Source organism: Pseudomonas donghuensis (assembly GCF_000259195.1).
Taxonomy (GTDB): domain Bacteria; phylum Pseudomonadota; class Gammaproteobacteria; order Pseudomonadales; family Pseudomonadaceae; genus Aquipseudomonas; species Aquipseudomonas donghuensis.
The window spans coordinates 54,902-81,203 of sequence record NZ_AJJP01000155.1 but is presented as its reverse complement, the minus strand read 5'-3'; the positions used below and the strand labels follow the sequence as shown (position 1 = coordinate 81,203).

The 26,302-nt window shown below is 63.7% G+C and carries 25 protein-coding genes; 17 read left to right on the top strand and 8 right to left on the bottom strand.

From position 1 onward, the window contains the following. Nucleotides 1-95: 95 nt before the first annotated feature. Both nosR and UW3_RS0100350 read left to right on the top strand, forming a co-directional pair. A complete protein-coding gene (nosR, locus tag UW3_RS0100355) occupies nucleotides 96-1,439 on the top strand; it encodes a response regulator c-di-GMP phosphodiesterase, NosR family (RefSeq protein ID WP_026001129.1) in 1,344 nt (447 codons plus the stop codon). 118 nt (nucleotides 1,440-1,557) lie between these two features. After that, nucleotides 1,558-2,007, top strand: a complete 450-nt coding sequence (locus UW3_RS0100350; protein ID WP_010220135.1) for a YMGG-like glycine zipper-containing protein — start codon at nucleotides 1,558-1,560, stop codon at nucleotides 2,005-2,007. Between the two features lie 54 nt (nucleotides 2,008-2,061). Here UW3_RS0100350 and UW3_RS0100345 read toward each other — a convergent pair whose 3' ends face one another. Further along, on the bottom strand, nucleotides 2,062-2,961 hold the full coding sequence (locus tag UW3_RS0100345) for a LysR family transcriptional regulator (RefSeq protein ID WP_010220134.1): 900 nt from the start codon (nucleotides 2,959-2,961) through the stop codon (nucleotides 2,062-2,064). 226 nt (nucleotides 2,962-3,187) lie between these two features. On the opposite strand from UW3_RS0100345, the gene moaB reads away from it, so the two are divergent. Next, entirely contained in the window at nucleotides 3,188-3,727 is a 540-nt protein-coding gene (gene moaB, locus UW3_RS0100340) for a molybdenum cofactor biosynthesis protein B (protein ID WP_010220133.1), read from the top strand. Between the two features lie 75 nt (nucleotides 3,728-3,802). Here moaB and UW3_RS0100335 read toward each other — a convergent pair whose 3' ends face one another. Continuing rightward, nucleotides 3,803-4,702, bottom strand: a complete 900-nt coding sequence (locus UW3_RS0100335; RefSeq protein ID WP_010220132.1) for a bestrophin family protein — start codon at nucleotides 4,700-4,702, stop codon at nucleotides 3,803-3,805. Nucleotides 4,703-4,708: 6 nt separating this feature from the next. Beyond that, a complete protein-coding gene (gene moaA, locus UW3_RS0100330) occupies nucleotides 4,709-5,713 on the bottom strand; it encodes a GTP 3',8-cyclase MoaA (RefSeq protein WP_010220131.1) in 1,005 nt (334 codons plus the stop codon). A 342-nt stretch (nucleotides 5,714-6,055) separates the two neighbouring features. On the opposite strand from moaA, the gene UW3_RS0100325 reads away from it, so the two are divergent. The 9 genes from UW3_RS0100325 to UW3_RS0100285 all read left to right on the top strand — a co-directional run bounded on the left by UW3_RS0100325 (nucleotide 6,056) and on the right by UW3_RS0100285 (nucleotide 17,041). Further along, complete coding sequence (locus tag UW3_RS0100325) at nucleotides 6,056-8,380, top strand: FdhF/YdeP family oxidoreductase (RefSeq protein ID WP_010220130.1); 2,325 nt, start codon at nucleotides 6,056-6,058, stop codon at nucleotides 8,378-8,380. A gap of 98 nt (nucleotides 8,381-8,478) precedes the next feature. Continuing rightward, nucleotides 8,479-9,855, top strand: coding sequence for a cytochrome ubiquinol oxidase subunit I (locus UW3_RS0100320; protein ID WP_010220129.1), 1,377 nt, complete (start codon nucleotides 8,479-8,481; stop codon nucleotides 9,853-9,855). A gap of 14 nt (nucleotides 9,856-9,869) precedes the next feature. Further along, the gene (gene cydB / locus UW3_RS0100315) at nucleotides 9,870-10,886 is read left to right on the top strand and encodes a cytochrome d ubiquinol oxidase subunit II (protein WP_010220128.1); all 1,017 of its coding nucleotides are present in this window, start codon (nucleotides 9,870-9,872) and stop codon (nucleotides 10,884-10,886) included. A 102-nt stretch (nucleotides 10,887-10,988) separates the two neighbouring features. Then, on the top strand, nucleotides 10,989-11,306 hold the full coding sequence (locus UW3_RS0100310; RefSeq protein ID WP_010220126.1) for a DUF2388 domain-containing protein: 318 nt from the start codon (nucleotides 10,989-10,991) through the stop codon (nucleotides 11,304-11,306). 134 nt (nucleotides 11,307-11,440) lie between these two features. Next, a complete protein-coding gene (locus UW3_RS0100305; protein WP_010220125.1) occupies nucleotides 11,441-13,699 on the top strand; it encodes a sigma-54-dependent Fis family transcriptional regulator in 2,259 nt (752 codons plus the stop codon). A gap of 45 nt (nucleotides 13,700-13,744) precedes the next feature. Beyond that, the gene (locus UW3_RS0100300) at nucleotides 13,745-14,941 is read left to right on the top strand and encodes an S-methyl thiohydantoin desulfurase domain-containing protein (protein WP_010220124.1); all 1,197 of its coding nucleotides are present in this window, start codon (nucleotides 13,745-13,747) and stop codon (nucleotides 14,939-14,941) included. After that, complete coding sequence (locus UW3_RS0100295) at nucleotides 14,941-15,657, top strand: aspartate/glutamate racemase family protein (protein ID WP_010220123.1); 717 nt, start codon at nucleotides 14,941-14,943, stop codon at nucleotides 15,655-15,657. Before UW3_RS0100300 ends, UW3_RS0100295 begins: the two co-directional genes overlap by 1 nt. Before the next feature lie 178 nt (nucleotides 15,658-15,835). Next, a complete protein-coding gene (locus UW3_RS0100290; protein ID WP_010220122.1) occupies nucleotides 15,836-16,522 on the top strand; it encodes a hypothetical protein in 687 nt (228 codons plus the stop codon). A gap of 75 nt (nucleotides 16,523-16,597) precedes the next feature. Further along, nucleotides 16,598-17,041 carry a hypothetical protein gene (locus UW3_RS0100285; protein ID WP_010220121.1) on the top strand — a complete coding sequence of 148 codons (444 nt, stop codon included), beginning with the start codon at nucleotides 16,598-16,600 and terminating at the stop codon, nucleotides 17,039-17,041. A gap of 36 nt (nucleotides 17,042-17,077) precedes the next feature. Here the strand turns inward: UW3_RS0100285 and UW3_RS0100280 are convergent, their stop codons facing one another. After that, the gene (locus tag UW3_RS0100280; RefSeq protein WP_010220120.1) at nucleotides 17,078-17,701 is read right to left on the bottom strand and encodes an FMN-dependent NADH-azoreductase; all 624 of its coding nucleotides are present in this window, start codon (nucleotides 17,699-17,701) and stop codon (nucleotides 17,078-17,080) included. Then, nucleotides 17,694-18,155: a GNAT family N-acetyltransferase gene (locus tag UW3_RS0100275; RefSeq protein WP_010220119.1), complete on the bottom strand. Its 462-nt coding sequence runs from the start codon at nucleotides 18,153-18,155 to the stop codon at nucleotides 17,694-17,696. The genes UW3_RS0100280 and UW3_RS0100275 overlap by 8 nt, the downstream gene beginning before the upstream one ends. 87 nt (nucleotides 18,156-18,242) lie before the next feature. On the opposite strand from UW3_RS0100275, the gene pdxR reads away from it, so the two are divergent. After that, entirely contained in the window at nucleotides 18,243-19,655 is a 1,413-nt protein-coding gene (gene pdxR / locus UW3_RS0100270) for a MocR-like pyridoxine biosynthesis transcription factor PdxR (RefSeq protein WP_010220118.1), read from the top strand. Between the two features lie 29 nt (nucleotides 19,656-19,684). Here pdxR and UW3_RS0100265 read toward each other — a convergent pair whose 3' ends face one another. Then, entirely contained in the window at nucleotides 19,685-21,076 is a 1,392-nt protein-coding gene (locus UW3_RS0100265) for an aldehyde dehydrogenase family protein (protein WP_010220117.1), read from the bottom strand. A 103-nt stretch (nucleotides 21,077-21,179) separates the two neighbouring features. Between UW3_RS0100265 and ptrR the strand changes: the two genes are divergently transcribed. Continuing rightward, entirely contained in the window at nucleotides 21,180-22,067 is an 888-nt protein-coding gene (ptrR, locus tag UW3_RS0100260; protein ID WP_010220116.1) for a putrescine utilization regulator PtrR, read from the top strand. On the opposite strand, the gene UW3_RS0100255 is transcribed toward ptrR, so the two are convergent. Beyond that, on the bottom strand, nucleotides 22,045-22,353 hold the full coding sequence (locus tag UW3_RS0100255; protein ID WP_026001128.1) for a hypothetical protein: 309 nt from the start codon (nucleotides 22,351-22,353) through the stop codon (nucleotides 22,045-22,047). The genes ptrR and UW3_RS0100255 overlap by 23 nt on opposite strands. Nucleotides 22,354-22,482: 129 nt before the next feature. On the opposite strand from UW3_RS0100255, the gene UW3_RS0100250 reads away from it, so the two are divergent. From UW3_RS0100250 to UW3_RS0100240, 3 genes are all read left to right on the top strand, one after another. Further along, nucleotides 22,483-23,220 carry a TraX family protein gene (locus UW3_RS0100250; RefSeq protein WP_010220114.1) on the top strand — a complete coding sequence of 246 codons (738 nt, stop codon included), beginning with the start codon at nucleotides 22,483-22,485 and terminating at the stop codon, nucleotides 23,218-23,220. A gap of 89 nt (nucleotides 23,221-23,309) precedes the next feature. Further along, entirely contained in the window at nucleotides 23,310-23,456 is a 147-nt protein-coding gene (locus UW3_RS28865) for a hypothetical protein (RefSeq protein WP_158467524.1), read from the top strand. An 82-nt stretch (nucleotides 23,457-23,538) separates the two neighbouring features. Further along, nucleotides 23,539-23,811: a PepSY domain-containing protein gene (locus UW3_RS0100240; protein WP_010220113.1), complete on the top strand. Its 273-nt coding sequence runs from the start codon at nucleotides 23,539-23,541 to the stop codon at nucleotides 23,809-23,811. 18 nt (nucleotides 23,812-23,829) lie between these two features. Here the strand turns inward: UW3_RS0100240 and UW3_RS0100235 are convergent, their stop codons facing one another. Beyond that, on the bottom strand, nucleotides 23,830-26,214 hold the full coding sequence (locus UW3_RS0100235) for a DUF3772 domain-containing protein (protein WP_010220112.1): 2,385 nt from the start codon (nucleotides 26,212-26,214) through the stop codon (nucleotides 23,830-23,832). Nucleotides 26,215-26,302 lie beyond the last annotated feature (88 nt).

The window sequence follows — 26,302 nt, the reverse complement described above, 5'->3', positions numbered from 1 at the left end:
CGCGAGCCCGGACACAAAGGTCGACCGTTTCGGCAAATGTCATCTAGCCTGTGCTGAGGCGTTGTTGCGCTTGCCCACGGTACAAGGACGGCATCATGGAAGAACCCCTAGCGGATAGACCCAGCGTGCTGCTGGTCGACGACGAAGCCTCGATTCTCAACAGCTTGCGCCGCCTGCTGCGCAGTCAGCCTTACGAGCTGTTGCTGGCCGAAAGCGGCGCCCAGGCCCTTGAAGTGCTTGAACAGCGCCCGGTCAGCCTGGTGATCAGCGATGCACGCATGCCCAACATGGACGGCGCCACCTTGCTGGCGCACATCCACCAGCGCTTTCCCGCGACCTTGCGGATCTTGCTGACCGGTTATGCCGACATGGATACCATCGCCAAGGCGATCAACGACGGCCGGATCCACCGCTACATCAGCAAACCCTGGAACGATGAAGAACTCCTGGTGACCCTGCGCCAGGCCCTGGCCTACCAGCACTCGGAAAGCGAACGGTGGCGCCTGGAGCAGCTGACCCAGGCGCAAAACCAGCAACTCAAGGCGCTCAACGCCAGCCTCGAACAGCGCGTCGCGGCGCGGACTGCAGAGCTGCAGCAAACCGCCGACATGCTCGACCTGGCCTACGAAGAGCTCAAGCGCAGCTATGTCACCGGCACTGAAGTGTTTTCGCTGCTGGCCAACCTGCGCCTGCCCAAGGCCAAGCAGACCAACCGCCAGGTCATCGAACTGATCCGCGTGTACTGCCGCCGCCACGGCCTGGACGAAAGTCGCAGCCGCGACCTGAGCATGGCGGCGGCGTTGTACAACATTGGCAAGATGAGCTGGAACGACAGCATGCTGACCTGCCCGGCAGACCTGCTGCCGCACGCCGAGCGTGACCTGTACCGGGCCTACCCGAAACACAGCGAATCGCTGGTGATGACCCTGGAACCGATGAAGGAAGCGGCGCGAATCATCCTCCACCATCAGGAGCGCTGGGATGGCAGTGGCTTCCCCGCACGCCTCAGGGGCGAAGCGATTCCAGTGGGGGCGCGCTGGTTGAAACTGGCGGTGGATTTCATCGAGCTGCAACGCGGCTTGATCCTCGAGCGGCACATGAACAGCGACGAAGCGCTGGTGTACATCCGCAAATACGCCGGCAAGCTCTACGACCCGGGGCTGGTGGAGGATTTCGTCAAGGTCTGCGCCGAGTTCCTCAGTGACGTGACCCTGGCCGACCCGTCGGTCAAGGTCATGACCACCCGAGAGCTGGCCGGCGGCATGGTCCTGGCGCGCAATCTCAATGCGGATAACGGCATGCTCCTGCTCAATGCCGGCAAAGTGCTGAGCGAGGCGCTGGTGGAAAAGCTGACTGCCTTCGAAGAGATGGAGGGCGGCAAGTACAGTGTTTTCGTCAAAATCCCCGAAGAGCAGGCGCTGCCTGTCGTCGCGGGGTAGACGGTTGATGCGCCGGAGTACAAATGTACTCCTGGGTGCCGGGCCACTCCTCGCGCCGCGCCGCCGCTCCCGCAAGGCGGCTACACTGTTTCTACTGCCCGCTACCCCGGAGTCCATCATGAACAGGTTGCCATCCGTTGGCCTGTGCCTGGCTTTGTCGGCTGTGTGTGCCCAGGGCTGGGCCGAGACCGTGGTGCCGATCAAGGGCCAGAGCGCCGAGCAGGTACAGATCGATATCAACGATTGCCATAACATTGCGGCCAGTTCGGCCACCACCGAGGCGCATGTCGGTGGCCGGGTGCGCGGCGCTGCCGTCGGTGCCGCGGCCGGCGCGGCGGGCGCCGAGGTGCGGGGCCGTCAGCATGACGAGCTCTACGACCGGGTCGACGATGACGTCAAGCAGGACTACCGGCAGAACCGCGCGCAGGAGACCGCTGCTGCCGGGGCTGTGGTGGGTGGCGCGCGCCAGCGTCAGGAGCGTCGTCAGGACCGGCGCAGCACTGCATCGAGCAGTGCCTCGGCCTACACCAGTTGCCTGCAGGGCAAGGGTTATCAGGTCACGCCATAAGCGCCGCTGGTCGGCTAGTCTGCTGGTTTTGACCGGTAGGCAGGCAGCCGAAGATTACGCCGGTTTCAATTCGCTGCTGAGCAGTGATTGAACCTCGGCAAAGCACTTCTCGGCAATCGCCGAACGCGGTTCGGTTCGGCGCAGCAGCAAGCCGATCGGTGCGTGCACACTGGCAGCACTGATCGGCACGATGCGCAGGTGCTCGCTCAAGCCTTCCAGGCCGTAATCCAGCGGCATGATCGCGCAGCACATGCCGGCGCAGGCCGCCTGGATCAGCTGATAACTGGAGTCGCTTTCCAGCACCGCATGGGGCTGCAGGCCGCGGCTGCGAAAGCTCAGGTCGACCGACTGGCGATAGTGCATACCCTTGCTCAACAGCCCCAGGGGCACTTCGCTGACCGCTTCCCAGGGCAGTTCAGCCTGCTCGAACTGAAAATGGCGCACGTCATACAGCAGACCCATGCGCGTGGTGCCCAGCTCGATCACCTCGAAGTAGGTACTGTTGATCTGGTCCAGGTAGCAGATGCCCAGGTCCAGCTGGTTGCGGCTCAGGCCATCGGTGATCTGCTCCGAGCTCAAGGACGACAGCTGAAACTGCAGCTCCGGATAGCGCTGGGCCAGGGGCTGGAGAAACTGCATGGGGTTGAAGCTCGACAGCGGCACCATGCCCAGGCGCAGGCTGCCGACGATCTGCCCACGGCAGCTGGCCGCTTCGGCCTGCAGGCCGTCATAAGCGGCCAGCAGGGTACGGGCCCAGGCCAGGATGCGCTCGCCAGCCTCGGTAAAGCCTTCAAAGCGCTGGCCTCGGGTCACCAGTACAAGGTTCAGTTCGTCCTCCAGGTTGCGCAAGCGCATCGACAGTGTCGGCTGGGTGATGTGGCACAGTGCTGCGGCCTGGCCGAAGTGGCGGGTCTGGTCCAGGGCGAGGAGAAACTTCAGTTGTTTGATATCCATGGCACAGCCTGGCAAGTCAGTGGGGGCGGGTGGCAAAACGGTAAAGCAAAAGGGTCTGGGCCGTCCAATGAGCATTAGTGACCGGGTGATAGAGGCGCTTGATCAGCGGCGCTGTGCATAGACGATAGATCAACTCGATAAGCCGGTCGGATCTATCGATTGGACGCTGTTGGTGTTTGCCTCTAGCGTTGCTCGCAACTTCCTGTCTGCTGCCAAGGGGCTTTGCATGAGTATCAAACTGGATGCGGCGTTCGTGCCGTTGAATATCGCCGTACTGACCGTCAGTGACACCCGCAGCTTCGACACCGACACCTCCGGCGAGCTGCTCGCCAGCCGCGCGGTGGAGATGGGCCATCGCCTGGTTGCGCGGGTGTTGCTCAAGGATGACCTGTACAAGATTCGCGCCCAGGTGGCGGGCTGGATTGCCGAGGATGACGTGCAGGTGGTGCTGATTACCGGTGGTACCGGTTTTACCGGGCGCGACAGTACCCCGGAGGCGGTGGCCTGTTTGTTCGACAAGCACATCGACGGTTTTGGCGAGCTGTTCCGCGCCTTGTCGATCCTGGACATCGGCACCTCCACCGTACAGACCCGCGCCCTGGCCGGCCTTGCCAACGGCACCCTGGTGTGCTGCCTGCCGGGCTCCACCGGCGCATGCCGCACCGCCTGGGAAGGCATCCTCGCCGAACAGCTGGACGCCCGCCATCGCCCTTGCAACTTCGTCGCCCACCTCAAGCCTGGCACGCTGTGCGAATCGCGTCAGTGAACTGATCGCGGGGCACCACTCCCACAGGTCTTGCACTGATTCTGTAGGAGCGGGCTTGCCCCGCGATGGGGCGCTTCAGCTCAAGACAAAATCCACCGGCAACAGCGGCGGCGGCAGGTCCTTGCGCCCGGTTGCACCCAGCAGCTCGCGCTCCAGCGTACGCACCATGGCATCGGTGGGCAGGTCGTTCTCGTCGCGGCCGAACGGGTCTTCCAGCTCGTCGCTGATCGCATCCAGGCCAAAGAAGGTGTAGCTGACGATCAAGGTGAAGATCGGTGCCAGCCAACCCAGCGGCTCGGCCATGGCGAATGGCAACAGGATGCAAAAGATGTAGATGGTGCGGTGCAGCAGCAAGGTGTAAGGGAAGGGCAGCGGCGTGGTCTTGATCCGCTCGCACACCGCCTGCGCTTGCGACAAGCCGCGCAGGCGCTGCTCGAGGTTGACGTAGCGCCACTCGCTGATCTGCTGTTGCTCGGCCAGTTGCGAGCAGGTCCTGCCGATGCCCTGGAGGATGCCGTCGCTGATGTTGTGCAGCGGCAGGTCTCCCGCGTCTGCAACCCAGGGCCGCGCGGCGTGCAGCTCATCTTCGCCACGCAACCTGGCATTGAGCGCATGGGCATAACCACACAGCGCCAGCAGCAATCCATCGCGGGTCTGGCGGTCGGCAATCACCACGCTTTCGCGAATGAACGAGCGCACCTCGATGATTATCTCGCCCCAGGCCTTGCGCCCCTCCCACCAGCGGTCGTAGCAGGCGTTGTTGCGAAAGCTCATGAAAATCGACAGGGAAATACCCAGCAAGGTAAAGGGGGTGGCGTTGACCTTGGCGAAGAACGCCGGGTGCAGGTTCTCCACCAGCACGATCAGTGACGCCAGGGCGGTGACCATCACGCTGCGCCGGGCAATACGCTTGGCAATCGAGCCTTTGAGGGACACCAGGACGTTGAGCAGGTTGGGTTTGGGATGGACGATCATCGGAGTCTAGCCGCCAGTCATGTTCATGAAGCGCAGGATCTGCACCTCACCGTTGATATCGAAGGTGTGGCTGTAAGGCTTGAGGGTCATGGCCTGGCGGATGGCCTTGTCCAGGCGTTCGGTATCGCCCGGGTGGGCACGCAGGACCTGCTTGAGGTCCGCGGAGTGTTCATTGCCCAGGCACAGCAACAGCCGCCCTTCGACGGTCAGGCGTACGCGGTTGCAGGTGCCGCAGAAATTGTGGCTGTGGGGCGAGATGAAGCCGATGCGGATCTCCGGGGCTTCGGCCAGGCGCCAGTAACGCGATGGACCCTGGGTCGATTCGGCCGACTCGAGCAAGGTGAAGTGCTCGGCGATACGCGCACGCACTTCGTCGCTGGAGCAATAGGACTCGCTGCGCTGGTGTTCGTTGATCACGCCCAGGGGCATTTCTTCGATAAAGGAAATGTCCAGTTGACGGTCGATGGCAAAGCGCACCAGGTCGACCACTTCATCATCGTTACGGCCCTTGAGCACCACGCAGTTGAGCTTGGTCCGGCGAAAGCCTGCGGCATGGGCGGCATCGATGCCGGCGATCACCTGGGCCAGGTCGCCGGTGCGGGTCAAGGCCTTGAAGCGCTGGGCATCGAGGCTGTCGAGGCTGATGTTCAGGCGCGACAGGCCGGCATCGAACAGCGGCTGGGCCAGGCGCGTGAGCTGCGAGCCGTTGCTGGTCATGCACAACTCGCGCAGGCCGGGCAGGGCGGCAATGCGTGCGCACAGGCCGACGATGCCGGCGCGCACCAACGGCTCGCCACCGGTCAGGCGGATCTTGCGCGTGCCCATGGCGACGAAGCGTTCGGCGACCTGGTACAGCTCCTCAAGGGTGAGGATGCGCTGGCGCGGCAGGAACTGCATGTCTTCGGCCATGCAATAGACGCAGCGAAAATCGCAGCGATCGGTCACCGACATGCGCAGGTAATCGATTTTACGACTGTAGCCGTCGACCAGTTGTTTGCCGGTTGCACTCATGATGGGCAGGGCCTCTTATATCGCGGCAGTGTTGCTGTTTGCGGAATAAATCTTTGCTGTTTATCGAGGGTAAATAGCCTGGGCAAGTGGGTCAAATCACTAATAATGACCAAACGATAAGGTTCATCTATCGGCGGCTTGAGAGCCCCGTATCCAGGGGCTTTCGGCGCGCTGATAGAGGGTTTTGATCAGTCCGTCAGTTCTTTTGATTAGACGCAAAAGTCCACGCTCAATAGGCTCAAAAGGGAGAAAACGAAGTTCGTCATTAACCACGATGTCATTAACACGTTGTGCGTTGGCGACACGTTAAAGATGCCCTGCGTGCCAAGCGAGGAAGCCCTGATGAGCCAAGATGAACATATAAAAAACTATGACGCCCCCGCCGCCGGTTGGGGCGCGCTGAAAAGCGTGACCAAGAGTTGGCTGGGCAGTGAAAACGCCTTCAAGAACCTGCGGGTGATGCTCAAGACCAACCAGAACGGCGGTTTCGACTGCCCCGGCTGTGCCTGGGGCGAGTCGCCGGAAAGCGGCATGGTCAAGTTCTGCGAGAACGGCGCCAAGGCGGTCAACTGGGAGTCCACCGGGCGCCTGGTCGATCCGGATTTCTTTGCCCGCTACAGCGTCACTGAGCTGGCCCGGCAAAGCGACTACTGGCTTGAGTACCAGGGCCGCCTGACCCACCCGATGCGCTACGACGCCGCCACCGATCACTACGTCGAAACCAGCTGGGAAGACGCTTTTGCCCTGATCGCCAAGCATCTGAACGGGCTCGAATCCCCCGATCAGGCCGAGTTCTACACCTCGGGCCGGGCCAGCAACGAAGCGGCGTTTCTCTACCAGTTGTTCGTCCGCGCCTATGGTACCAACAACTTCCCGGACTGCTCGAACATGTGCCACGAGGCCAGCGGTGTCGGCATGACGGAAACCCTCGGAGTCGGCAAGGGCACCGTGGTGTTCGACGACCTGGAGCACGCCGACGCAATCTTCGTCATCGGCCAGAACCCTGGCACCAACCACCCGCGCATGCTCGAACCGCTGCGCGAGGCGGTCAAACGCGGTGCCCAGGTGATCTGCCTGAACCCGCTCAAGGAGCGTGGCCTGGAGCGTTTCCAGCACCCGCAGCACCCGTTCGAGATGCTCAGCAACGGCTCGGAACCGACCAACACCGCGTACTTCCGCCCGGCCCTGGGCGGCGATATGGCGGTGATGCGCGGCATCGCCAAGTATCTGCTGCAATGGGAACGCGAAGCCCAGGCCAAGGGCGAGCCCGCGGTGTTCGACCATGCCTTCATCGCCGAGCACACCTCGGGGCTCGACGCCTACCTGGCCGAAGTCGATGCCACCCGTTGGGCGCACATCGTCGAGCAGTCGGGCCTGAACCTGGCCGAGTTGGAGCTGGCCGCACGCATGTACCGCCGCGCCGAGCGGGTGATCATGTGCTGGGCCATGGGCGTGACCCAGCACCGTCATTCGGTGCCGACCGTGCAGGAGATCATCAACCTGCAGTTGCTGCGCGGCAACGTCGGCAAGCCTGGCGCCGGGCTGTCGCCGGTGCGCGGCCACAGCAACGTGCAAGGTGACCGCACCATGGGCATCGACGAGCAGCCACCGGCACGCCTGCTCGATGCCCTGGAAGCGCGTTTCGCCTTCAAGGCCCCGCGCCTGCACGGGCACAATGCGGTGCTGGCGATCCAGGCCATGGAAGAACAGCGCGCCAAGGTGTTCATCGCCCTGGGCGGCAACTTCGCCCAGGCCACCCCGGATACCCCGCGCACCCACGCCGCCCTGCGCAACTGCGAACTGACCGCGCACATCGCCACCAAGCTCAACCGCTCGCACCTGGTGACTGGCCGCGATGCACTGATCCTGCCGTGCCTGGGCCGTACCGAAATCGACGTGCAGGTCGAAGGGCCGCAAGGCATCACCGTCGAAGACACCTTCAGCATGGTGCATATCTCCCACGGCCAGCTCAAACCCTGTTCGCCGCTGCTGCGCTCGGAGCCGTCGATCGTCGCCGGTATCGCCAAGGCGACCCTCGGTGACCGACCGATCGACTGGGAGTGGACCGTTGCCGACTACAGCCGCATCCGCGACCTGATTGCCGACGTCATCCCCGGCTTTGCCGACTTCAACGCGCGCCTGCAGCACCCCGGCGGCTTCCACCTGGGCAACACCGCGGCGCTGCGCGAATGGCACACGCAAAGCGGCAAGGCGCAGTTCACCCCCAGCGTATTGCCGGCGCAACTGGTCAACGAAGAGGTCCTGGCCCGTGGCGACACGCCGGACCTGATTCTGCAGACCCTGCGCTCCCACGACCAGTACAACACCACCCTGTACGGCCTCGACGACCGCTACCGAGGGGTGTTCGGCCTGCGTGACGTAGTCTTCGTCAACGAGCAGGACATCCAGCGCCTGGGCTTCAAGCCCAATGACAAGGTCGACCTGGTGTCGCTCTGGGAAGACGGCCGCGAACGCCGGGTCAGCGGTTTTGTCCTGGTCGCCTACGACATCCCGCCAGGGCAGGCAGCGGCCTACTATCCGGAGACCAACCCCCTGGTACCGCTGGAAAGCTACGGCGACCGCACCTTCACCCCGACCTCGAAGTTCATCGCGATCAAACTCGAGAAAGCCAGCGCCGACAACCTGATTCCTTCAGCGCACGTCTGACGCCTTACTCGATTTCCACTCACTGACTGAAACCCGGACCCTGCAGCCGCCATTCGCTGGCGGTTGCAGGTGGGCCGGCGCTTTCTCGGGATACTGTCATGTTCAATCTGGATGCGTTGGATCTGGCGCGGATTCAGTTCGCCTTCACGGTCTCGTTCCACATCATCTTTCCGGCGATCACCATCGGCCTGGCCAGCTTTCTGGCGGTGCTCGAAGGTTGCTGGCTGGAAACCCATAACCAGGTCTACAAGGACCTCTATCACTTCTGGTCCAAGCTGTTCGCGGTCAACTTCGGCATGGGCGTAGTCTCCGGCCTGGTCATGGCCTATGAATTCGGCACCAACTGGGCGAGGTTCTCCGACTTTGCCGGGAGCATCACCGGGCCCTTGCTCACCTACGAGGTGCTCACCGCATTCTTCCTCGAAGCGGGCTTTCTCGGCGTGATGCTGTTTGGCTGGGACCGGGTAGGGCGGCGCCTGCACTTTTTTGCGACGATCATGGTGGCGATCGGCACGCTGATCTCGATGTTCTGGATTCTCTCGTCCAACAGCTGGATGCAGACCCCGCAAGGCATCGAGATCATCGACGGCCGCGTGGCACCGGTGGACTGGTTCAAGATCGTCTTCAACCCGTCGTTCCCCTACCGGCTGATGCACATGGCGCTGGCGGCGTTCCTCTCCACCGCGTTCTTCGTCGGTGCCTCGGCGGCCTGGCACTTGCTGCGGGGCAACAACACGCCGCAAATCCGCACGATGCTGTCGATGGCGATGTGGATGATCCTGGTGGCCACGCCGGTGCAGATTGCCGTTGGCGATGCCCATGGCCTGAACACCCTGGAGCACCAGCCGGCGAAAATCGCCGCCATTGAGGGCCACTGGGACAACACCCCCGGCGAGCCGTCGCCGCTGGTGCTGTTCGGCCTGCCGGACATGCAGGCCGAAACCACCCGTTACAGCCTCGAAGTGCCGTACCTGGGCAGCCTGATCCTGACTCACAGCCTGGACAAGCAGATCCCGGCGCTCAAGAGCTTTGCCAAGGAAGACCGGCCCAACTCGACGATCATCTTCTGGAGCTTCCGGGTCATGGCCGGGCTCGGCATGTTGATGCTGCTGTGCGCCGTGGCTGCCCTGGTGCTGCGCCGCAACGGCGCGCTGTACCGCAACAGGGTCTTCTTGTGGCTGGCCTTGTTGATGGGGCCGTCCGGGCTGATCGCCTTGCTGGCCGGCTGGTTCACCACTGAAATCGGCCGCCAGCCCTGGGTGGTGTACGGGTTGTTGCGCACCACCCAGGCGGCCTCCAACCACGGCGCCGTGCAGATGAGCGTGACCCTGGCGTTGTTCGTGGTCATTTACTTCTCGGTGTTCACTGTCGGCATCGGCTACATGATGCGCCTGGTGCGCAAGGGGCCGAACGCCGCCGATGCGCTGCACACCGTTGATGCCACCGCGCGCAGACCGCTGTCTGCGGCTGATTGAGAGAGGGTTTCAACATGGCAATTCAAGGCATTGACCTGTCGATCATCTGGGGCGTGATCATCGCCTTCGGGCTGATGATGTACGTGATCATGGATGGCTTCGACCTGGGCCTGGGCATCCTCTTTGCGCTCATTGAGGATTCCCGCGAGCGTGACGTGATGATGAACACCGTGGCCCCGGTGTGGGATGGCAACGAAACTTGGCTGATACTCGGCGGCGCGGCGTTGTACGGCGCCTTTCCGCTGGCCTATGCGGTAATACTCGAAGCGCTGTACCTGCCGTTGGTGCTGGTGCTGGCCGGGCTGATCTTTCGCGGCGTGGCCTTCGAGTTCCGCTTCAAGGCCCAGGCGCACAAGCGTCACCTGTGGGACAAGGCGTTCATTGGCGGCTCGATCGTTGCCACCTTTTTTCAAGGGGTGGCGATCGGCACCTATATCGGCGGCATCCCGGTGGTCGACCGCCAGTTCGCTGGCGGCGCCCTGGACTGGCTGGCGCCGTTCCCGCTGCTGTGCGGCGTCGGCTTGCTGCTGACCTACGCCTTGCTCGGCAGCACCTGGCTGCTGATCAAGACCGAGGGCATGCTCGAGTCGCGCATGCGCCATTACAGCCGGCCGCTGACTTACCTGCTGGCGTTGGTGATTGTGCTGATCTGCGCCTGGACGGCGTGGCTGCACGCCGATATCGCCCAGCGTTGGCTGGCCGGCAGCCACTGGATGCGCTCGCTGCTGATTGCCGTGCTGGCCGTCGGTGCAGTGGTGGTGATCCAGAAGACCCTGCGCAAACGTCACTCGCACCTGCCGTTCATTGGCGTCGTGGCCCTGGTGTTTCTTGGTTACCTGGGCCTGGCAATCAGCATCTGGCCGAACATCGTGCCACCCGGCGTCAGCCTCTGGCAGGCCGCTTCGCCGCCGTCCAGCCAGCTGTTTGCCCTGATCGGCGCGCTGTTCATCATCCCGGTGATCCTGGTTTACACCTTCTGGAGCTACCACGTGTTCCGCGGCAAGGTGAAAGTCGGCGACGCCTATCACTGAGGCCCATGGTGAATTTTTTTACCGGGGCACCAGGCCAGGGAACTCAAGGCTACTTGCGGCAATCCTAGTTGAGGTAGGTACACGTTATCCGGAGGCACCATCATGCGCCGTTTACTGTTCGTTTCCTCGCTTGTGCTCTGTCTGCCCTTCGGCTCGGCCCTGGCCCGTGTCGACGCGGGTGATGTTGCCACCTCGGCGGGGATTTCCGCTTCGCTGTATTCAACGTTCAAGGATGACAAACGGATCATCCCGGCACGTGACGACGCGTCGTCGTTCATCGCCAGTGGCGGTGCAATCCGCGGGGTGTATCTGGAGTCGATGCTGCAGAGCATTCGCGCGCAGAACCCGGACCTCAACGCCAGCGATGAAGCGTTGGCCCGGGCGATCCTGCTGCAGGACGCGTTTGGCGCCGGGCAGTAAAGCCCTTGTGGGTGCGGCGCCACGCCACGGCAGTGGCCGCACCGCACGTCTAAATCCCCAAGCCTAATGGCTACCTGCCATTGCGCTTCTGCTATACCTCTATCCCTGCCAATACCACTTCAGGAAGGATTCCGATGGGGGCATCCAGCAGGGAGCAGGGCGCCGAAGCCAACGGCGTGATGGGGCCGTCGCCGGCCATGCAGGCTTTACATGCACTGATGGAGCGGGTAGCTGCAAGCGACCGGCCGGTGCTGATCTGTGGCCCCACCGGGGCTGGCAAGGAAGTCATCGCCCAGCGACTGCATCGCCTGAGTGCGCCAGGCAAGCCGTTCATCGACCTCAATTGCGGGGCGATCCCCGAGTATCTGCTCGAAGCGGAGCTGTTCGGTCATGCGCGAGGGGCATTCACCGGGGCCGTTGGCGAGCGGGCAGGGCACTTGCAGATGGCCGGTGCGGGCACGCTGTTTCTCGATGAAGTGGGCGAGCTGCCACTGGTCCTGCAACCGAAGTTGTTGCGTGTGCTTGAAACCCGCCAGTACCGTCCGCTGGGCAGTAGCGAAAACCGCCACTTCGCCGGGCGCGTGATCGCCGCCACCCACCGTGACCTCAAGGCGTTGGTGCATGAGGAGCGCTTTCGCGAAGACCTCTACTACCGCCTTGCCGTGTTCGAGCTTGAGCTGCCGAGCCTGGACGCCCGGCGCGAAGACATCCCCGGCCTGATCCAGTACTTCTGCAGCCTGCAGCCACGCCCGCTGACGTTCGACGCCAGGGCGACGGCGCTGCTGTGCCAACGGGACTGGCCTGGCAATGTGCGCGAGCTGCGTAACCTCATCGATCGTATCGGCGCCCTGGCCCAGAGCCCCGAGATCGACTGTGCCGCACTGCAGGCCTTTCTCGAACCTGTGCAGCACTCGCCGCAGAAATGGGCAAACCTCGCCGAGGCACTGCTGCAACTGGAAGGCAACGACAAGCTGGCCGCCGCCGAGAACCTGCTGGTGGAACATGCGTTGCAGCGTTGCAAGGGTAATAAAAGCGCGGCCGCGCAGTTGCTTGGGGTCAACCGCAAGGTCATCGAGCGGCGCCAGAAATTGCGCGCAGACAAGCGCCAGGCGGTAGAGCGCTACCTTGCCCAGGGCCGCCTGCTGATCGAAGACGCCGACTTCCGTGGCGCCTTGCCGGTATTGCAGAAAGGCTTGCAAGTGGCAGGTGACGTCTTCGACTGCAAAGACCTGTGGCGCCTGCAGTTCGAATTGCACCGCTTGCTGGGTGTGAGTTTTCGCAGCATCGAGGGCTGGCTCAGCGCTACCAGCCAGGCCAGCTACCGTAGCGCCTTGGCCCTGGCGGCGGAACAGGGCACTTCAGACGAGCTGTCGTCGGTGCAGTTCGGTGTCTGGACCACCCAGTTGATGGGCCTGGAGTTGGGCAAGGCACGGGCTACCGCCCAGGACATGCTGCAGCGGGCGCAACAGGCCGGCCTTGGTGCCTTGCGCATCGAGGCCCATGTGGCCATGGCCAACACGTTGTTCTGGCTGGGCGATTTCGAGGAAAGCCTGGCCTGCCTGAACCGCGGTGAGCTGCTCAGCGAATACCAGCCGGACTGGCCCCAGACCCAGGGCCTGGACCTGATTGGCCTGGCAATCACCTTCGAGGGGCTGTCGGCCTTCGAGTTGGGCCGCTTCGCTCAAGCCCGCCATGCTCAGGCCCAACTCACGGCCCGTGCCGGGCAGACCGATGCCAACGCCTTCAACCGCGCCGTGGCCTTGCAGGGCGCGGCCTGGTTGGCGGCGGTGCTGGGCTTGCAGCCAGCCCTGGGCACCCTGGCGCGGGAGCTGGAGCAGTTGTCGGCGCGTCACGAGTTCTCGTTCTATCAGGGCGTCGGGCAGATCCTGCGCGGTTATCACCAAGGCTTGGAAGGCCTCTACGATGAAGGCGAGCGCGCCATCGCCGATGGCTATCAGCATCATGTCCTGCGCAACGGCGGTCAGCTGTTCCATGCGTTCCAGGCCTGGAAGCGCGCAGAAGTGTTGCTGCTGGCCGGACGGGTACGTGAAGCACTGGCGCTGGCAAACAACGCCCTGGACCTTGCCCAGGACCATCAGGAGCGTGCCTACCTGTGCGAGCTGATGCTGCTCAAGGGCCGTGCCTTGCTGGCTGCCGGCGAGCAGGATGAGGCCGAAAGCACTTTGCGCAACGCATTGTCCACCACCCTGACCCTCGGCAGCGTACCGGCGCGCCTGCGCACCGGCCTCGAACTGACCCGCCTGTTGCAGCGCGACGGTCGCCCGGAACAGGCCGCCCTGGTCCTGGAGCGGGCCTTGCGCGGCATCGAGGCGGATTGCGGCTCCCCCCCGGCGCAGCAAGCCAGTGACTGGCTGGCACGGCTGCGGCGCTGAAACCTCTACGGCGATTCACCCATAGACAACACCAGGAGCAAGACCATGGCTTTCGAGCTGGAACACAAGGATATGCGTGCGTTGATCGATGGTGGCTGCTTTTTCGGTAGTGGTGGTGGCGGCACGCGCACCTCGGCCTTGCACTTGCTGGAGTACTTCAAGGTCGGTGATTTTTATCCCACCAACCGGGTCACAGTGGTCAGCGTGGAGGAGGCGCGGGAGGGGGACGCTGCCGTACTGGCCTACATGGGGGCGCCGGAAGCCATCGCCGGTTGCCGCTACCCCCTTGGGCCGGTCCAGGCGTTGCAGAGTATTGCCCGGCGCCTGGCCAGCGAGGGCCGCAGGCTGGCTTATGTGGTGCCACCCGAGAGCGGTGCCCTGGGCTTTCTGGTGGCCTGCCTGGCGGCTGCGCGGCTTGGCCTGGCGGTGATCGATGCCGACGGTGCCGGACGCGCAGTGCCGTCGTTGCCGATGCTGACCTTCGCCGCCGTCCAGGTACCGCCGCGGCCGGCCTTCGTGGTCAGCCACAACGGTCTTGAGGTGGAACTGAACGTAACCCCACCCACTGACGCTACAGATTACAACGATGATGCCAGTGTGATCGCCGAGCAAATGCTGCGGCCGATCGTCGCTTCGACGGCCTTTGGCGAGTTCGGTGGCTTGGCGCTGTGGGTCATGAGCGCTGAGCAATTGCCCCGGGCATTGCCGATTCGCGCCACCCTCAGCCGCGCCCTGGACCTGGGCCGGGCCTTGCATGCCGGCGAGCTGGGCAGCACCGAGGCACTGCTGGCATTCCTTGCCAGGCGCTGCGGCATCCAGGCCCGGGTGCTGTGCGGGCCTGCGCGTATCGACCACGCCGGGGCCAACACCATGGGTGGCTTTGATGTCGGCACCATCGACCTGCAAAGCGCCGATGCCAGCCTGCGCCTGTGCTACGAGAACGAGTCCTTATTGTTGTGGGACAGACACCAACCGCAACCGCTGGCCATGGCCCCGGACAGCATCAGCTGGTTTTTCCCGGGCCCGGGCCCGCAGGTGGCCTCCAACGGTGACCTGGTCGGCAATGACGGCCGCCTCGCTGCGCACTACGGCGGGCGGCCTGTCTGCCTGCTCGGCTGGCAGGCCGAGGCGCCGTTGCGGGTGCCTGGCGGGCTGATCCTCTGGAGCTTCGAGCAGTTGCTGGCAAGCCTGGGCTACCCCGGCCCGTACCGCAGCATCGGGCAATTGCAGGAGGTCCGCTGATGAGCCTGCGAATCGCCATGCTCGCACCGGTCAACAGCAGCGCCTACAACACGGCCCTGATGGCCTGCATCGCCCCGGTGGTACCGGCGGATGTCAGCGTACAGGTGTTCAACCTCGACCAGGGCAGCCCCAGCATCGAAAACCGCTTGAACCTGAGTGAAAATGCCCCGGCAGTGGTAGCGCTGGCCCAGCGCCTGGAGCAGGAAGGCTTCGACGGCATCTGGCTCAGCGACTTCGACATGTGCGGGGTGGAGGCGGCCAGGGAAGTCATCGACATCCCGATCATTGGCGGCTTCCCCACCTCGGCGTTCACCGCACTGGGGCTCTGCCAGCGGTTCTCGATCATCACCATCCTGCAGAGCACCCTGGCCCTGCAGCAAGGTCATGTGGCCGCCTACGGCCAGAGCAACAACTTTGCCTCGATCCGCGCCATCGACTGCCCGGTAGCGCGCTTGAGCGATGTCGATGTGGTGCTGGTCAAGGCACTGGAGGCGGGCTTGGCGGCCGTCCGCGAGGATGGTGCGCAGGCGTTGTTGCTGGGCTGCACCGGTTTCATGGGCGTCGCCGAACGGCTGTCGCGCCTGCTTGAGCAGGACCTGGGCTGCTATGTACCGGTACTGGACCCCAACCAGTGCGGCTTCAGTTTCCTGCTTTCGCTGGTGCGCATGGGCTTGCGCCCGAGCCGTTTGTGCTACAGCAAGGCGAGCCTGGGCTGAGGTGGTCGATTGCGTCCCCGGCCACGGGGACGCAATGGACGAAAACGGCCACCCCTCTTTTGTTGCATACAGCCAAGCTATTGATTTTACGGCCATTAGAAGCTTGGCACAGATGCTGCTGTTCTCTCCTGGCGTGGCAGACGACCTGCCCGCATACAACACGACAATGGAGAGTGTCATGCCCAACTACTACGTGGACTTCAATAACAACACCAGTGAAACCTGGACCATGGGGGTGTATCAGGAACTGCCAGGATCGGTCGGATTGGAGAGTGTTTCCTGGAAGCAGACCACTGTGCCGCAGATGGGTGAAAGTGGCGTGGAATGGGAGGTTGACTACAACGTCGCCATCGCCAACTACAAACAGAACGGCGGGATTGGCGTGTACAAGGCCAGCCAGACCCTGGGCGCCAGCCTGGGCTCGGTGTGGGACTGCGTGTTCGAAAACAACGTGCAACAATTGCGTCTGGCCAGCGGATCCACCTTGCCTGACTCGATTCTGATTCGTAACGCCTCCAACCAGCTTGCCAACCTGGGCATCGGCATGAGCGGCCAGGGGGCGGTGTACAAACGCAATGTCGTCGGTGGCGGCTCAGCTCAGTTCCAGGTCACTCCGACCTATTACTTCGGGCTGTTCAATAACCTGGTGCTCGGTGAAGTGATCAGCAGCAACGTGGTGGTCGGTCCACAGAAACTGGTGTTCCCGTCCGGGTTGAACTGCGCCACCGTCACCGCCCGGATGGACGGTGCCAATATCAAGTTGAGCGTTGCCTATTCGCAGGTGTCCTCGGTGTCTTACGAGGTGGTCAATCGCCTGCGTGCCATCCAGCTGGAACGCACCGGCGAACTGCTCGAGCGCGCCTAAGCCTTGCCCTCGGTGTGCTGCGCGCATGCGCGGCCCACCCGGGGTGCGGTTTGCCATTTCTGCAAGGAGCTGATCATGAACGAAGCTGTTAAATCCCAAGCCCTGACCCAAGACGGCCCGCTGGCTTTCACCAGCGACAAGGGTGTCTCGCCCACGCAACTGGAGAAGTTCGTCGCAACCGTCGACCTGCAGGCCGCCGAAGTGGCTCGCGGGCTGCTCGACAGCCTGAAGAAAGAAGGGGTGAAAGCCCGCGTGGAGCAGCGCCAGAACCAGTACCTGATTATTCAGGAATCGCTCAGCCCCAGTGTCGCCGAGCTTGCGGCGGTCGACCCGAACAGCCGGCCATCACGGATCCGGCTGTTTATCCGCAGTGCCGACGCACCGCCGACGATCAACGCCCTGCGGCTGTTTTTCCGCGACTGGCGGGCGGTGGCCGGGCTGGTCGCTGTCGGTACCGCCTGGCAGGCCGGCCAATGGCTGATGACGGTGCGCCGGCGCGAAGGCCCAACCCAGCACTGAGGCCCTGTGAGTTACAGGATGCTGCTCAAGCAGGGTTCAGGCCGGCGCGGCCAACTCGGCAAACAACGGGTGACCTGCAAGCACAAGCCTGGCCTGAGTAGTGGCGGCAAGCACCGCTTGCTCATTGATGGCCAGGCCCTCCAGGTAGACGAAGTGCACATCCTGCAGGCCCAGTGTACCGAGCACATGGCGCAGGTAGGGGCTGAGAAAATCCGGCTGGCGGGCCCGCGCGCCCCGATGAAAACCACCTGAACTGACGATCACGTAGACTGGCCGATCCCCCAGCAGGCCGACCTTGCCGTCAGGGCCGGCAATGAAGGTGCGGTGGATTCGCAGCACATGATCGATCCATAGCTTGAGTGCTGCCGGTACGCTGAAGTTATGCATGGGGGTTGCGATCAGCAGTACCTCACACCGTTCCAACTCGCTGACCAGTACCTCGGAGTGGGTAAATACCGGGTCGTGTGCGGGCGTCAGCCGGGTCAGTGCAGTCGCGTAACCCGCGCTCAGCGGCGCCAGTGGCGCTGCAGCCAGGTCACGCAGGGTGACCTTGAGCTGAGCGTGCCGTTGGCGGATACAGTCGACCATTTCACTGGCAAGGCGCAAGCCAATCGAGGCGCTGCCACGCATGCTGGCATTGATCAGCAGCAGGTTATCCATGGCGCTGCCCCTCGGCTGCGGGCAATGCCTGGACGAAATGCATGCCTTTGGCCAGCAGTCCCTCGCGATAGTAGAAGCGCTGAGCCAACGGCATATGCAAGCCGGTATCCAGCACCAGGTACGCATGGCCGTAACGCAGGCCCTCTGCGCGTGCCGCATCGAGCAAGGCTGCGCCCACGCGCAGGCCGCGCATTGCGGGGGCAACGACCAGATCGTCGACGTAGGTAAAGCGCCCATAGAGCAGGTTTTCGCTGATCCGCACACCGGCCAGGCCCAGCAGTTGCTTACCATAAAAAGCCCCGAGCAGCCTGTAGCCTTGCTGCGCTTGGCGCCTGACTTGCTGAGCGAACGCGTCGGCGTCAACCAGGTGCGGCCGCAGCTCGCGCATGAGCTCGAATGCCGCCTGCTGTTCGGCACCTTCTTGCAGGTATCGGATGGTTGCCTGTTCGCCCACGGGTATCTCCCTGATCAATTTGAGGCGTTACTTTACGGCCGCGACGGACTACCTTATAGGTCCAAAAAATGCACAAATGACTAGGACATGCCGAATTCCTGCCCGCCACCCAACCCGCATGCGGCAACGCCGATCTATCGTCAGGTTTATCTGCGTTTTCGCCACGCCATCAGTGCCGGGCGCCTTCAGCCTGGCGAGCGTCTGCCGTCGGTTCGGGCCTTGGCGGCGGAACTTAACCTGGCGCGCGGTACGGTCGAGGCGGCTTACCAGATGCTCGCCGGTGAAGGCTATGTGCAGACCCGAGGGCCGGCTGGTACGGTGGTAGCGCCGTTGCTGAGCCCGACCCCGGTTGATGCCGGTGAGCGGCGGCTTGACCCGCCACAGACATTCCCTAAGCCTGCAGCGCTTGCGCCAATGCCTTTGCAGATGGGGCTGCCGGCGCTGGACGCGTTCCCGCGCAAACTGTGGACGCGCCTGCTCGGTCGCACCTTGCGCCAGAGCGGCCTGGATGGCCTGGTATACCCGGACCCTCAGGGGGACCTTGCACTACGCCGTGCGTTAGCGAGCTACCTGGGGGTATCGCGGGGGATTTCCTGTACAGCGGAGCAGATTTTTATCTGCGCCGGATACCGTGCCTGCCTCGACCTGATATGCCGCAGCCTGCTGCACGATGGTGATCGCTGCTGGTTCGAAGACCCGGGTTACTTCCAGGCCAGGCGCTTTCTTGAGCAAGCCCGGGCGCAGTTGATTGCGGTTCCGGTGGATGCCGACGGCCTGGATGTCGAAGCCGGCATGGCGCTGGCGGGTGACGCGCGCTTCGCCCTGGTCACGCCTCATCACCAAAGTCCCCTTGGGGTCACGCTCACGCTGCCCAGGCGCCAACGCCTGCTGGAATGGGCCAGCAGCCAAGGCAGCTGGGTCATAGAGGACGACTACGATAGCGAATACCGTTACCGCGGTCGTCCGGTGCCGGCACTGAAGAGCCTCGACACGCAGGGGCGGGTCCTGTACTGCGCCACCTTCAGTAAAGTGCTGGCGCCAGGCATGCGCCTGGCTTACCTGGTGGTACCGCAGGCTCAAGTGGCCCGCTTCGCCACGGTGGCAGGGGACATGCAGAACCACTGCCCGCAGCTTTTGCAGGCGACGGTGAGCGCATTTATCGAAGCGGGGCACTTTGCCAGGCACTTGAGGAGGATGCGTGGCCTCTACGCCGACAGGCGCAGGTACCTGGTCGACGCCTTGCAGGCCGAGGTGGGCGAGCACCTGCAACTGGACGACAGGGCGGGTGGCATGCACCTGGTGGCACATCTGGCCGGCGGCCTTGACGATTGCACGATCGCCAGGCGCGCGCACCACCTTGGCCTGGCGATTGAACCCCTTTCCAGCTGGTATCGCGGGCACGGGCAACGGCACGGCCTGTTGATCGGCTTTACCAATGTCAGCAGCCGCGAGCAAGCCGCTGAGCTGGCCAGGCGGTTACGCCTGGCGATGGACCTTTAGCCGGGCGCGTGCGCTCGTGCTGGCGGCGATCAATTGCGATCGATCCACACCGTCTGCGCGTTGCAGAACTCGCGCACGCCGAAGTGCGACAGCTCACGGCCAAAACCGCTTTTCTTCACGCCGCCAAAGGTCACCCGTGGGTCACTGGCGCAGTAGCCATTGATGAACACGCCGCCGGTGTCCAGCTCAGCGGCCAGTTGTTCGGCCAGCGCGGCATTGTTGGTGTAAAGGGTCGAGGCCAGGCCGAACTCGCTGTCGTTGGCCAGCTCCAGGGCATGGCGGGCATCGCGGGCGGTGATGATCGAGGCCACCGGGCCAAACAGCTCCTGCTTGAACGAGGTCATCTGGTCGGTGACGTCTGCCAGTACCGTCGCCTGGTAGTAGTTGCCATTGCCTTCGACCTTGCCTCCACCCAGCAGCAGTGTTGCACCCTCGGCCAGGGTCGCCTGGACTTGCTGGTCCAGTTCGTCGCGCAGGTCAAAGCGCGCCATCGGGCCGATGTAGGTGTCGGCGGCGTGCGGGTCGCCCATCACCAGGGCTTTGGTGGCGTCGACGAACTTGCGGGTGAACGCCTCGACCACGCCTTGCTCGACGATCAGCCGCTTGGCGGCGGCGCAGACCTGGCCAGTGTTCTGGTAGCGGCCGATCACCGCGGCCTTTACCGCTTCATCGAGGTTGGCATCGTTGAGCACGATGAACGGGTCGGAGCCGCCCAACTCCAGTACGCATTTTTTCAGCGCGGCGCCGGCCTGAGCGCCGATGGCGGTGCCGGCCCGCACGCTGCCGGTCAGGGTCACGGCGGCGATGCGCGGGTCGGCGATGGCCTTGGAGACGCCATCGGGAGTGACGTTGATCACCTCGAACACCCCTTCAGGGAAGCCGGCGCGCTTGAACGCCTCGAGCAGCAGGTAGGCACTGCCCATCACGTTCGGTGCGTGCTTGAGCACATAGGTGTTGCCGGCCAGCAGCGCCGGCACGGCGCCGCGCAGCACCTGCCAGATCGGGAAGTTCCACGGCATTACCGCCAGCAGCGGGCCGAGCGGACGGTATTCGATGCGGGCCTTGCCAGCGGGTACCTGGGCAGGCTCGGCCTGGAGCATGGCCGGGCCGTTGGCGGCGTACCATTCGCACAACTGGGCGCATTTTTCGAGTTCACCCCGCGCCTGGGTGACCGGCTTGCCCATTTCGTCGGTGATCATTCGGGCCATGGCTACGGCGTTGTCGCGCAGGGCGCCGGCCAAGGCCAGCAAGCGCTCGGTGCGGGCCGCTACCGGCGTGCGGCGCCAGGCGGCAAAACCTTGGGCAGCCCGGGCCAGGGCGGCATCCAGAACGGCGTCGCTTTCATAGGCGTAGTGGCCGATCTGCTCGCCGCTGGCGGGGTTGATCGACAAAGCATGGGTCTGGAAGTTGATCGCGGTCATCACGGCGGTCCTGAGGGGAGAAGAACGGCTTCAGACTACTGCGTTGTATCTTTGCCTGAAACTGAATAATACTGAGCAAAACATTCACGTAGAGAGAATGAGCATGGACCTGGTGCAACTGGAGATGTTCAAGGCGGTGGCCGAACAAGGCAGCATCAGCGCTGCGGCCCAGCATATCCACCGCGTGCCGTCGAACCTGACCACGCGGATCAAGCAGCTGGAGCAGGAGCTGGGTGCCGAGCTGTTCATTCGCGAGAAAAGCCGCTTGCGCCTGTCGCCAGCGGGCTGGAACTTCCTCGACTATGCACGGCGCATTCTTGACCTGGTGGCTGAGGCGCGGCTGACCGTGGCCGGTGACGAGCCGCAAGGCGCCTTCGCCCTCGGCTCGCTGGAAAGCACCGCCGCTGTGCGTATTCCGACGTTGCTCGCGGCGTACAACCAGGCCTACGCCAAGGTCGAATTGGACCTGACCACCGGTCCTTCAGGCGCGATGATCGATGGCGTACTCGCCGGGCGCTTGAGTGCGGCGTTTGTCGATGGGCCGGTGCTGCATCCGGCGCTGGAGGGCGTGCCGGTGTTCGTCGAAGAGATGGTGCTGATCGCGCCGCTCAACCATGCGCCGATCACCCGCGCCAGCGAGGTCAATGGCATGACCATTTACGCCTTTCGCGCCAACTGCTCGTACCGGCATCATTTCGAAAACTGGTTTGCCCAGGACGAGGCGGTGCCGGGCAAGATCATCGAAATGGAGTCGTACCATGGCATGCTCGCCTGCGTCAGCGCCGGTGCAGGCCTGGCGCTGATGCCGCGCAGCATGCTCGAAAGCATGCCCGGGTGCAGTACGGTCAGTGTCTGGCCGTTGTCGCAACGCTTTCGCTACCTGCGTACCTGGCTGGTGTGGCGGCGGGGCACGGTGTCGCGCAGCCTGAGGACTTTTGTGCAGTTGCTGGAGGCGCGGGGCGAGGTGCTCAAGGTCGAGGAGGCGCAGTGAAGTGTGCGGCGGCGCCTGGATTTGCGAGCGCTGCGCGCTCGATCGCCGGCAAGGCCGACTCCCACAGGTTCGGTGGCGTCAGGATGTCCGCGCTGCGCACACCACGTAACTGGTCCGCAAGCTCGGCATTGATCGCCACCAGCTTGGCAATGTTCTGCCGGGCCTTGAGCAACTCGGTGTTGAGGTACTCGGCTTCGTTGGTCATCAGTACCACCTGATGCTTCCACATTTCCACCAGGGTCGGTGAATCAGGCGCGGCGAAGTCTTCATCGTAGTCGTTCATCATGTGTACTCGTTGATGCTGTATGCATATACAGTAATCCATGTTTGCAACCTTTTGCCAGCCCAGCCGACAAACTGCGAGTGCTGGGCACCCGGGTGTGGCATTGTCAAAGCAGCAGCGTTTTTACCCGGAATGGACATGAGCGAACAGCGCACCGCCCCGCGCAACATTGGCCTGGACCTGCTCAAGTGGCTGGCGATCATCGCCATGGTCGCCGATCACCTGCGGTTTATCTGGCCCGCCGCGCACTGGCTGTTTGTCGTCGGCCGCCTGGCGTTCCCCTGGTTCTGCCTGGCAATTGCCGCCAACCTGGCGCGCAACACGCCCGGGCACGCCTATACCGCCGCCAATGCCCGCTACGTGCAAGGGCTGGTGGTTTTCGCGCTGCTCTCGGAGTGGCCCTATCGCTGGCTCAATGGCCCGTCGCCGACGCTCAACGTGATGCCGACCCTGGCGCTGGGCTTGTTGGTCGCCTGGGGGCTGCACCATCGCACCCGCAGCAGCGGGCTGGTTGCACTGGCGACGGTAGCGGCCGCGGCGCTGCTGTCGGAGTGGTTGATGTACGGGTTGCCCGGGGTGTTGTTGCCGGGCGCTTTTCTGTTGGCCATGCGCTACCGGTCGCTGACCTGGCTGCTGCCCGCGGTGCTGGCATTGGCAGCGAACCTGACCAACCTGTGGTTGCGCGAGCACCCGCTGCAATTGATCGCGCTCATGGCCCTGGGCACAGCGTTCGTCTCTGCGCCCCTGGGGCTGGCGTTGTTACGGCTGGAGGTGCGGCAGCACCTGTGGCGCGTCGGCCGCTGGGGCTACTGGTTCTATCCATTGCATCTGGCCCTGATCAAAGTGGCCAGCGGCATTGGCTATACTTGAACATCAAGGTACTGGCTCACCGGTCGAAGTAGCGCGGATCCAGGAATATCGATCAGTGAGGGCTTGTTCGGGGCCCCAGGTGGCGCAGCATGATAAAGGTTCACTGGGGCTACTTGTTATTGGCGGCGATGCTGATCGCCTCTGCCGGCGTGCTGGCCTGGGGCGCTGCGGTGGTCCGGCGACGGCGGCGTGAGGAGCGCATAGCCCGCCAGCATGAGCCCGGCACCGACAAATAAGTCGTCGCTGGGCGAGCAGTTCGAACCCACTCGCGAGCCAGAGGTCTATCGACTACCTGCATGCCACACAGGAAACCCTGCGATGAAACCGCTGACCACGATGTTTGCCGGCCTGGCCCTGCTCGGCGCAATGGCCGCCACGCCAGTGTGGGCCCAGCAGCCTGGCGACGACTGGAAAGTCGACCAGGCCGAAGCCGAGGCGACCCTCAAAGCCGCCGGCTACACCAGGATCATCAAGATTGAGGCCGAAGAGGACCACTGGGAGGGCGAGGGCATCAAGCAAGACGGGATGAAGTATGAATTCAACGTCGATGCCAACAGCGGCAAGATCACCAAGGATGAGAGGGAGTACTGATCCTGGTCTGTGCGCAGCTCAGGTTGTAGCCGCAGGCTTGGCCAGTTGGATGCCCGCCGCCGCCAGCCGCTTGAGAATCTCGAACAACAGGTCACTCTTGGTCGTGGCGACAATGCGCGGGCTGCTGACGTAGCCGGTGACCTTCAAGGTGATGCCCTCTGCGGTGAGGTTACTGAAGCGTACGAACGGCGCAGGTTTGTCGAGGATCGTCTCGTGCTCCAGGTAGGTGTCGTAGAGCAGGGTCTGCACCTGCTCGGGGTCGATGTCCAGGGGGAACACCAGCTCCAGGGTCGCCACCCCCTGGGCACTGCCGCCGAGGGTGACGTTGCGCAGGTTCTGCGAGATCAGTTGCGAGTTGGGCACGATGACGATCGAGCGGTCGCTCAGCTGGATCTCGGTGGCGCGTACGTTGATGCGGCGGATGTCGCCCTCGACCCCGCTGATGCTGATCAGGTCGCCAACCTTGACCGGGCGCTCGGTGAGCAGGATCAGGCCGGAGACGAAGTTCTTGACGATCTCCTGCAGACCGAAACCGATGCCTACCGACAGCGCGCTGACGATCCAGGCCAGGTTGGTCCATTTGACCCCCAGCGACGACAGGGTCAGGAGGATCACCAGGGCATAGCCGATGTTGGCGAACAGGGTGCTGAGCGAGGCGCACATGCCCGGGTCCATGTCGGTCTTGGGCAGGAACTCGTTATCCAGCCAGCGGCGCAGGGTGCGGATCAGGTAGATGCCCAGCATCAGGGCCAGCGCCGCATTGAACAGGTGCCCCGGAATGATGTTGAACTGGCGCAAGCCGGCGCCGCTGAGAAACGCGGCGATGTTGCTGATCAGTTGGCCGAGGGTGGTCCCGATACCACCGACGAACAGGGTGATGACCGCCAGCAACAACAACCCAGCCCGACCGAAACCGCAAATCAGGGTCTCGATCTGATCCAGGCGCCGGTCACCGATGCCCAGCAATTCCTTGAGCGCCTTGCCGCTGGCCTGCCTGGGCGAGAACAGGTATTCGCAGCCGTCCTTGAACGCCTGCATCAGCAGGTAGAAACCGGCCAGCAGGATAAACACCCAGACCACCTCATAGGTGACAAAGCGCGCCAGCGACACATAGCCGGTGAGCAGGGCAATCACCGAGGTGAGCATGGCGATGCTGGCGATGGTGTAGATCACCCCGGCCATGGTCGAGGCGGCTTCCGGCGCGTCACCGGCGGCAGCCATCGCCCGGCGGGTGCTGCTGGTGCGCACCAGCAGGGCGATGATCAGGCCGGTGATCACCGAGGCGGCGATGCCGCGCCCGGCAATGACCAACGGGTTGCTCATGCCGGCGGCGTTGCAAATCTGCACCAGGGTCACCAGCACCAGCAGGGCGCCCGCCAGCCAGCGGGCAAACGGCTGCAAGGCCAGCGCTACCGGGTCGGCGATATCGGGTAGCCGCCAGGAGGGATGCTGGGTCGACAGCAACGCCCGGCTCAACCCTGTGATCAGCACACAGGTATACGCGAGCTTTTCGAATTCCTCCGAGAATGTCGCCAGCATGGCAGGCAACGGCAGGTGGCGGGTGCAGGCGTAAAACAGCAGCTCCAGGGCAACGCCGGTGGCCAGCAGGGTTGCCAGTACCGAGGCCAGGGCCAGCGAGCTGCGGCGCAAGCGGCCCTCGGGCACGCGGTTCATGCAGGCCCAGGCCAGCCAGCGCTCCACCAGCCGGCGGCCCAGGGTCCAGACCAACAGGGCGAGCAACACCAGCACCACGGTGGAGACGCGCTGGCCGGGTTGCCAGACGGCCCCGGCGGTGCTGCCAAGCTCAGCGAAGAACGCCTGCAGGCGCTGGCGGTCGTCGGGCAAGGGGTTGAACACCGGCAACCAGAATGCCGGGTTGAGCAGGCTGTGGGTGCTCAGGGTCAGTTCGCTTTCGAGCATGGTGCGGCGAATGCCGGCAATTTGCGTCAGCAGGTTGGTGGCACTTTCCTTCAGCGTCGCCAGGGTGGTGAGGGTGGCATCCAGGCTGTCCTTCTGTTCGGTGAGTGCCTTGCGTTGCGCGGCAATGTCCGAGGTGCTCGCTACCGGGGCGTCGACCTGCGCCGGGCCCAGCACCTCCAACTGCGCGCGCAACTGCGCCTGTTCAGGTAATAGCGCAGTGGACAGGCGGTCGATATCGACGATCAGCGCCTGCAGTCGATCCTGCGGGCCTTCGAGCTGGTTGTAGTTGTTGGCTTGGGAAATCTGCTGCTTGAGGCTGTCCAGGCGCAGTTGCAAGGCTTGCAGGTCGTTCTGCGTCACCTTGACGGCCGGCGCGGCAGCCGTGGCGGTTGCAGGCGCGGGTGGTTCGGCGGCCTGCCCAAGGGCACTCAGCTGCAGCAGGGCGAGGGTGATGATGCCGATGATCTTAAAAGCATTGCGCATGGTAATGCCCGGTTCGGTAATTGATCTCCCAGCTTTTGAGGGTAGGTCATTACAAGGTATTTGCGCGGGGCATCGGTTGAGGGAAAGC

Coding starts and splice junctions, on each gene's coding strand:
- nosR (WP_026001129.1), top strand. CDS start 96: ATGGAAGAACCCCTAGCGGATAGACCCAGCGTGCTGCTGGTCGACGAC.
- UW3_RS0100350 (WP_010220135.1), top strand. CDS start 1,558: ATGAACAGGTTGCCATCCGTTGGCCTGTGCCTGGCTTTGTCGGCTGTG.
- UW3_RS0100345 (WP_010220134.1), bottom strand. CDS start 2,961: ATGGATATCAAACAACTGAAGTTTCTCCTCGCCCTGGACCAGACCCGC.
- moaB (WP_010220133.1), top strand. CDS start 3,188: ATGAGTATCAAACTGGATGCGGCGTTCGTGCCGTTGAATATCGCCGTA.
- UW3_RS0100335 (WP_010220132.1), bottom strand. CDS start 4,702: ATGATCGTCCATCCCAAACCCAACCTGCTCAACGTCCTGGTGTCCCTC.
- moaA (WP_010220131.1), bottom strand. CDS start 5,713: ATGAGTGCAACCGGCAAACAACTGGTCGACGGCTACAGTCGTAAAATC.
- UW3_RS0100325 (WP_010220130.1), top strand. CDS start 6,056: ATGAGCCAAGATGAACATATAAAAAACTATGACGCCCCCGCCGCCGGT.
- UW3_RS0100320 (WP_010220129.1), top strand. CDS start 8,479: ATGTTCAATCTGGATGCGTTGGATCTGGCGCGGATTCAGTTCGCCTTC.
- cydB (WP_010220128.1), top strand. CDS start 9,870: ATGGCAATTCAAGGCATTGACCTGTCGATCATCTGGGGCGTGATCATC.
- UW3_RS0100310 (WP_010220126.1), top strand. CDS start 10,989: ATGCGCCGTTTACTGTTCGTTTCCTCGCTTGTGCTCTGTCTGCCCTTC.
- UW3_RS0100305 (WP_010220125.1), top strand. CDS start 11,441: ATGGGGGCATCCAGCAGGGAGCAGGGCGCCGAAGCCAACGGCGTGATG.
- UW3_RS0100300 (WP_010220124.1), top strand. CDS start 13,745: ATGGCTTTCGAGCTGGAACACAAGGATATGCGTGCGTTGATCGATGGT.
- UW3_RS0100295 (WP_010220123.1), top strand. CDS start 14,941: ATGAGCCTGCGAATCGCCATGCTCGCACCGGTCAACAGCAGCGCCTAC.
- UW3_RS0100290 (WP_010220122.1), top strand. CDS start 15,836: ATGCCCAACTACTACGTGGACTTCAATAACAACACCAGTGAAACCTGG.
- UW3_RS0100285 (WP_010220121.1), top strand. CDS start 16,598: ATGAACGAAGCTGTTAAATCCCAAGCCCTGACCCAAGACGGCCCGCTG.
- UW3_RS0100280 (WP_010220120.1), bottom strand. CDS start 17,701: ATGGATAACCTGCTGCTGATCAATGCCAGCATGCGTGGCAGCGCCTCG.
- pdxR (WP_010220118.1), top strand. CDS start 18,243: ATGCCGAATTCCTGCCCGCCACCCAACCCGCATGCGGCAACGCCGATC.
- UW3_RS0100265 (WP_010220117.1), bottom strand. CDS start 21,076: ATGACCGCGATCAACTTCCAGACCCATGCTTTGTCGATCAACCCCGCC.
- ptrR (WP_010220116.1), top strand. CDS start 21,180: ATGGACCTGGTGCAACTGGAGATGTTCAAGGCGGTGGCCGAACAAGGC.
- UW3_RS0100255 (WP_026001128.1), bottom strand. CDS start 22,353: ATGATGAACGACTACGATGAAGACTTCGCCGCGCCTGATTCACCGACC.
- UW3_RS0100250 (WP_010220114.1), top strand. CDS start 22,483: ATGGACATGAGCGAACAGCGCACCGCCCCGCGCAACATTGGCCTGGAC.
- UW3_RS28865 (WP_158467524.1), top strand. CDS start 23,310: ATGATAAAGGTTCACTGGGGCTACTTGTTATTGGCGGCGATGCTGATC.
- UW3_RS0100240 (WP_010220113.1), top strand. CDS start 23,539: ATGAAACCGCTGACCACGATGTTTGCCGGCCTGGCCCTGCTCGGCGCA.
- UW3_RS0100235 (WP_010220112.1), bottom strand. CDS start 26,214: ATGCGCAATGCTTTTAAGATCATCGGCATCATCACCCTCGCCCTGCTG.